General features: G+C 65.0%; 5 protein-coding genes. 4 read left to right on the top strand and 1 reads right to left on the bottom strand.

What is annotated here, in order from left to right:
- Together H537_RS44155 and H537_RS0118735 are read left to right on the top strand one after the other, a co-directional pair.
- The coding region (locus H537_RS44155) for an NAD(P)(+) transhydrogenase (Re/Si-specific) subunit beta (RefSeq protein ID WP_043459229.1) at nucleotides 1–302 on the top strand (302 nt) is incomplete at its 5' end.
- Between the two features lie 28 nt (nucleotides 303–330).
- The gene (locus H537_RS0118735) at nucleotides 331–2,013 is read left to right on the top strand and encodes an electron transfer flavoprotein-ubiquinone oxidoreductase (protein ID WP_028999055.1); all 1,683 of its coding nucleotides are present in this window, start codon (nucleotides 331–333) and stop codon (nucleotides 2,011–2,013) included.
- 152 nt (nucleotides 2,014–2,165) lie between these two features.
- Here H537_RS0118735 and H537_RS0118740 read toward each other — a convergent pair whose 3' ends face one another.
- Entirely contained in the window at nucleotides 2,166–2,948 is a 783-nt protein-coding gene (locus H537_RS0118740; protein ID WP_051242973.1) for an IclR family transcriptional regulator, read from the bottom strand.
- A gap of 261 nt (nucleotides 2,949–3,209) precedes the next feature.
- Between H537_RS0118740 and H537_RS0118745 the strand changes: the two genes are divergently transcribed.
- Nucleotides 3,210–4,373, top strand: coding sequence for an FAS1-like dehydratase domain-containing protein (locus H537_RS0118745; RefSeq protein WP_028999057.1), 1,164 nt, complete (start codon nucleotides 3,210–3,212; stop codon nucleotides 4,371–4,373).
- Between the two features lie 20 nt (nucleotides 4,374–4,393).
- Nucleotides 4,394–4,714, top strand: a 321-nt coding sequence (locus H537_RS44160) for a CoA transferase (RefSeq protein WP_043459231.1), incomplete at its 3' end; no start/stop codon positions are given.

Raw genomic sequence — 4,714 nt, forward strand, 5'->3', positions numbered from 1 at the left:
AGGTGCCCTACGACCAGGTCTTCGAGATGGAGGACATCAACGGCGAGTTCGGCCAGGCCGACGTGGCCATCATCCTGGGCGCCAACGACGTGGTGAACCCGGCCGCGCTGCAAAAGGGCAGCCCCATCTACGGCATGCCGATCCTAGAGGCCTACAAGGCCAAGACCGTGATCGTGAACAAGCGCTCGATGGCCGCCGGCTACGCCGGCCTAGACAACGAGCTGTTCTACATGGACAAGACCATGATGGTCTTCGGCGACGCCAAGAAGGTCGTGGAGGACATGGTCAAGGCCGTGGACTGACGTTCTCCTCCCTTCCCGGTACGTTGATATGCAAGACCGCTTGATTGATCAATTTGGCCCGCGCGACTCCATGGACTACGACATGGTCATCGTCGGAGCCGGCCCTGCCGGGCTGGCCACCGCCATCCGGCTCAAGCAGCTAGCCGCCGCGGCGGGCTCGGACGTCTCGGTAGTGGTGCTGGAAAAGGGCTCGGAACCCGGCGCGCACATTGTCTCCGGCGCGATCATGGACCCCATAGCGCTCACCGAGCTGTTCCCGGACTGGAAGGGAAAAGGCGCGCCGCTGAAGCAGCCGGTCACCGAGGACGAGTTCCTGTTCCTTTCCGAGAACGGCTCACGGGCCACCCCGCACGGCCTGTTGCCCGACTGCTTCAAGAACCACGGCAACTACATTGTCAGCCTGGGCGAAGTGACGCGCTGGCTTGCCCGAATGGCTGAGGGGCTGGGCGTGGAGATCTTCCCCGGCTTTGCCGCGGCGGAAGTGCTGTACGCCGAGGACGGCTCGGTACGCGGCATCGCTACCGGCAACCTGGGGCTGGCCAAGGGCGGCGAGCCCACCGAAAACTTCCAGCTCGGCATGGAGCTGTGTGCCAAGTACACGGTGTTTGCGGAAGGGTCCCGGGGACACCTCGGGAAACAGCTCATCGAGCGCTTCAGCCTGGACGCAGGCAAGGCCCCGCAGAGCTTTGGGCTTGGGTTGAAGGAGCTGTGGGAAGTGCCCGCCGCGAACCACAAGCCGGGCCTGGTGGTGCACACCGCCGGCTGGCCGCTGGAGCCCGACACCTACGGCGGCTCGTTCATCTACCACGCCGCGGACAACAGAATAGCCATCGGCTTCGTGGTCGGGCTGGACTACCAGAACCCCTGGCTGTCGCCCTTTGAAGAGTTTCAGCGCTTCAAGACGCACCCGGCCGTGCGCCAGCACCTGGAAGGCGGAAAGCGCATCACCTACGGCGCGCGCGCCATCACCGCCGGCGGGCTGCTGAGCCTGCCCAAGACGGTGTTCCCCGGCGGCGCGCTGGTGGGCTGCGACGCGGGCTACCTCAACGCCAGCCGCATCAAGGGCAGCCACGCCGCGATCAAGAGCGGGATGCTGTGCGCCGAAACCCCCTTCGAGGCACTGCAGGCCGGGCGCAGCGGAGACGAGCTCGCGGCCTACCCGGAGGCCTTCGAGAAGAGCTGGCTGTTCACCGAGCTGCAGCAGGCCAAGAACTTCAAGCAGTGGTTCAAGAAGGGCCGCACGACCGCGACGCTGATGACCGGCATCGAGCAGTGGCTGCTGCCGCGCCTGAGGGTGAAGAAGGCGCCGTGGACCGTGGAGTGCAAGCTGCCCGACCACGTCAACCTGCGCCCGGCCTCGGAGTTCCAGCGCATCGACTACCCCAAGCCCGACGGCGTGCTGAGCTTCGATCGCCTCTCCTCGGTGTTCATCAGCAACACCAACCATGAGGAGAACCAGCCGGCGCACCTCACGCTCAAGGACGAGAGCGTGCCCACGCGCATCAATTGGCCCAAGTTCGCCGGGCCGGAGAGCCGCTATTGCCCCGCGGGCGTGTACGAGTTCGTGCCGGCCGAAGGCGCGGAGGAGCGGTTGCAGATCAACGCCCAGAACTGCGTGCACTGCAAGACCTGCGACATCAAGGACCCGACGCAGAACATCGTCTGGGTCACGCCCGAGGGCGGTGGGGGCCCCAACTATGCGGGGATGTGAGTCCGCGACAGAACGATTGAGTCAAGCTGGATAGCGTGTTGCCGCCATGGATGCTCTATACCTCTGACAAGGGCGATGCAGGGTAGCGGGGGCAAGCCGCCACCCAAGCTCCGGTAATGCCAGAAGCCACCTTCAGCAGGCAACGACAGACTTCATATGGCCTCGCGCGCCTTCATGGAGTGCTGCGACCAGGCGTCGACGTGCTGGATCAGCAGCTTGCTCAGCTTGTTCATGCGCGGCTGTACCTCGGCGGTGGGACCCACGAGCGTTACTGCTGCCACCGGCTCTCCAGATTGATTTTGCACGGCCATGCCGATCGCAAAGCGGGTGCCTGACAGGCGGACGTTCGTGGCAACCCGTGTCTTCCTGATGGTCTCGTATTCGTTAAGGAAATTCTCGACCAGCTCGGCCTCGTCCGCTGGACGTCGGCGCAGATAGGCTTCGCGCTCGACTGCCGAGCGCGCGGCCAGCAGCGCCTTGCCGCCGGCCGTGACCAGCAGCGTGCGGCGGATGTTGGAGCGTGCTTCGAAGCTTACAACGGCATCGCTGCCGGCCTCGGACACGTAGATGAGATGGTCGCCGGCCTGGACACCCAGGAACACGGCCAAGCCGGTGGCCTTGTTCAGCGCCGCCAAGTCGTCATGGGTGACCAAGCCCGCGCGGATATGCCCACTGGCGAGCGTGAGGCCGTAAACCGCGGGCCCCAGGTAGAAGCGGTGATTCGCTTCGTACAGCCATCCCTTGGCCAGAAGTCCGCTGATGAAACCGTGGACCGAGCTCTTGGGTGCATCCAGCGCCCGGGCCAGTTCAGCGAAGGTCATGCCGGGCTTGTAGACCACCTCTTCCAGGATGCGGGTGACCCGGTCGACGGTGCGATGGTTCTGCGGCTCGCGAGGCGCGCGTGCAGTTCGTTGGTCACTTTGTTCTGCAGGCATGTGTGAAGACATCTCGGTTGAAATTCCGTCACTTTAACTGGGGCACGCCAGGGCACTCCTGACGCGCGGCTCGGTCCAGCTCACAACGCCGTGTACGGGATGCCGAACACGCGTTCTCCAGACCATCTTCGCAAAACTTGTAGTTGCAAGGCTAGGCCGCAGGGTATGCGCAATAACCCTAATGACACGAACGCTCAAGGCACATACATTCATATCGCATATCCGATCACAAGTTCGTAATGATGAACAGAGGATGACGACATGAGCGAATCAGCCACCATCACCAAAGAACTCGCAAAGGGCAAGTTCACCGACGAGATGCTCGCGAGCATGCGTGCTCTCATCGGCACGGAACTGCGCACCGAGTCCTGCCTCAACAACGAGCACGCCACGCGGCTGGCGGTCCTGCGCTTTTGCGAAGGCATAGGCGACGACAACCCGCTGTGGACCGACGCGCAGTACGCAGCGTCGGGGCCGTACGCAGGGTTGGTGGCGCCGCCAAGCTTCATCTTTGCCTGCCTGGGTTCAGTGCAGGTGGGCTGGCCCGGGCTGGGAGGCTTTCACGCCGAGACCAAGATGGAGTTCCACCAGCCCATCCGGGTCGGCGACCAGATCACGGCCAAGGTGGTGTTCGACGGCTTTGACGGGCCGATTGACGACAGCAACTTCGGCGGGCGGCGCATCAAGGACTATCTGCGCCAGGAGTACCGCAACCAGGACGGCGTGCTGGTGGCCACGTTCATCTGCTCGCGCATGCGCTTCGAGCGCGGCGAGATGCAAAAGCGCCGCGAGTCGAGAAAGCTCGAGCTGCCCCACCCCTGGACGGACGAGGAGGTGAGTGCCATTGAGGCGCAGATCCTGGCCGAACGCCCGCGCGGCGCCACGCCGCGCTACTGGGACGACGTGGAAGTGGGCGAAGAGATCGACGTCATCACCAAGGGGCCGCTGGGGCTCACCGATTTCATCGCCTTCATCGCAGCCGGGGCTGCACCCATCCCGCGTGTGGCCGCGCACTCGGTGGCGCTCAAGCGCTACCACAAGCACCCCAAGTGGGCCTTCCGTGACCCGCGTACGCACGCGCTGGAGCCGGTGTACTCCGTGCACTACAACGACTACGCGGCCCAACTGCAAGGCGCGCAGATCGCCTACGACGTGGGCATTCAGCGCACCTGCTGGGGCATCCATGCCCTCACGAACTGGATGGGCGACGCAGGGCAGCTCAAGGCACTCACAGGTCAGTACCGCGCGCACGTGTACCTGGGCGACGTGGTGCGTTTGGGCGGCCGGGTGGAGGCCAAGGAAATCGACGCCAACGGCGACGCGGTGGTGCGCCTCACCACCTGGGCCCACAACCAGCGCGGGCAGAACGTGATGCCGGGCACCGCGGTGATCGCGCTGCCGCGCCGAGAAGCCAACGCCGCTTGAACACAGGAAGGACACGAGACATGAATGCACCACTTGACAGCTCCACTGCCCAGGCCGAGGGCTGGGACCGCCACTGGAGCGACGCGTCGGCGCAGGACGCCGGCGCGGCAGCGGCGCAAGGCGATGTGCCGCTGCCGCTGCCGCTGGCGGGCGTGCGCGTGCTGGACCTGGGCCACGTCTTCCAGGGCCCGTACGCGACGTTCCTGATGGCCATGGCCGGTGCCGAGGTCATCAAGATCGAGCCCCCGCAAGGCGACATGTCGCGCCGGCGCGGGCGCGACGGCGACTATCCGTTCCGGGCGCTCAACGGCTGCAAGCGCGGCATGGTGCTCAACCTCAAG

Source organism: Azohydromonas australica DSM 1124 (assembly GCF_000430725.1).
Lineage (GTDB): Bacteria > Pseudomonadota > Gammaproteobacteria > Burkholderiales > Burkholderiaceae_C > Azohydromonas > Azohydromonas australica.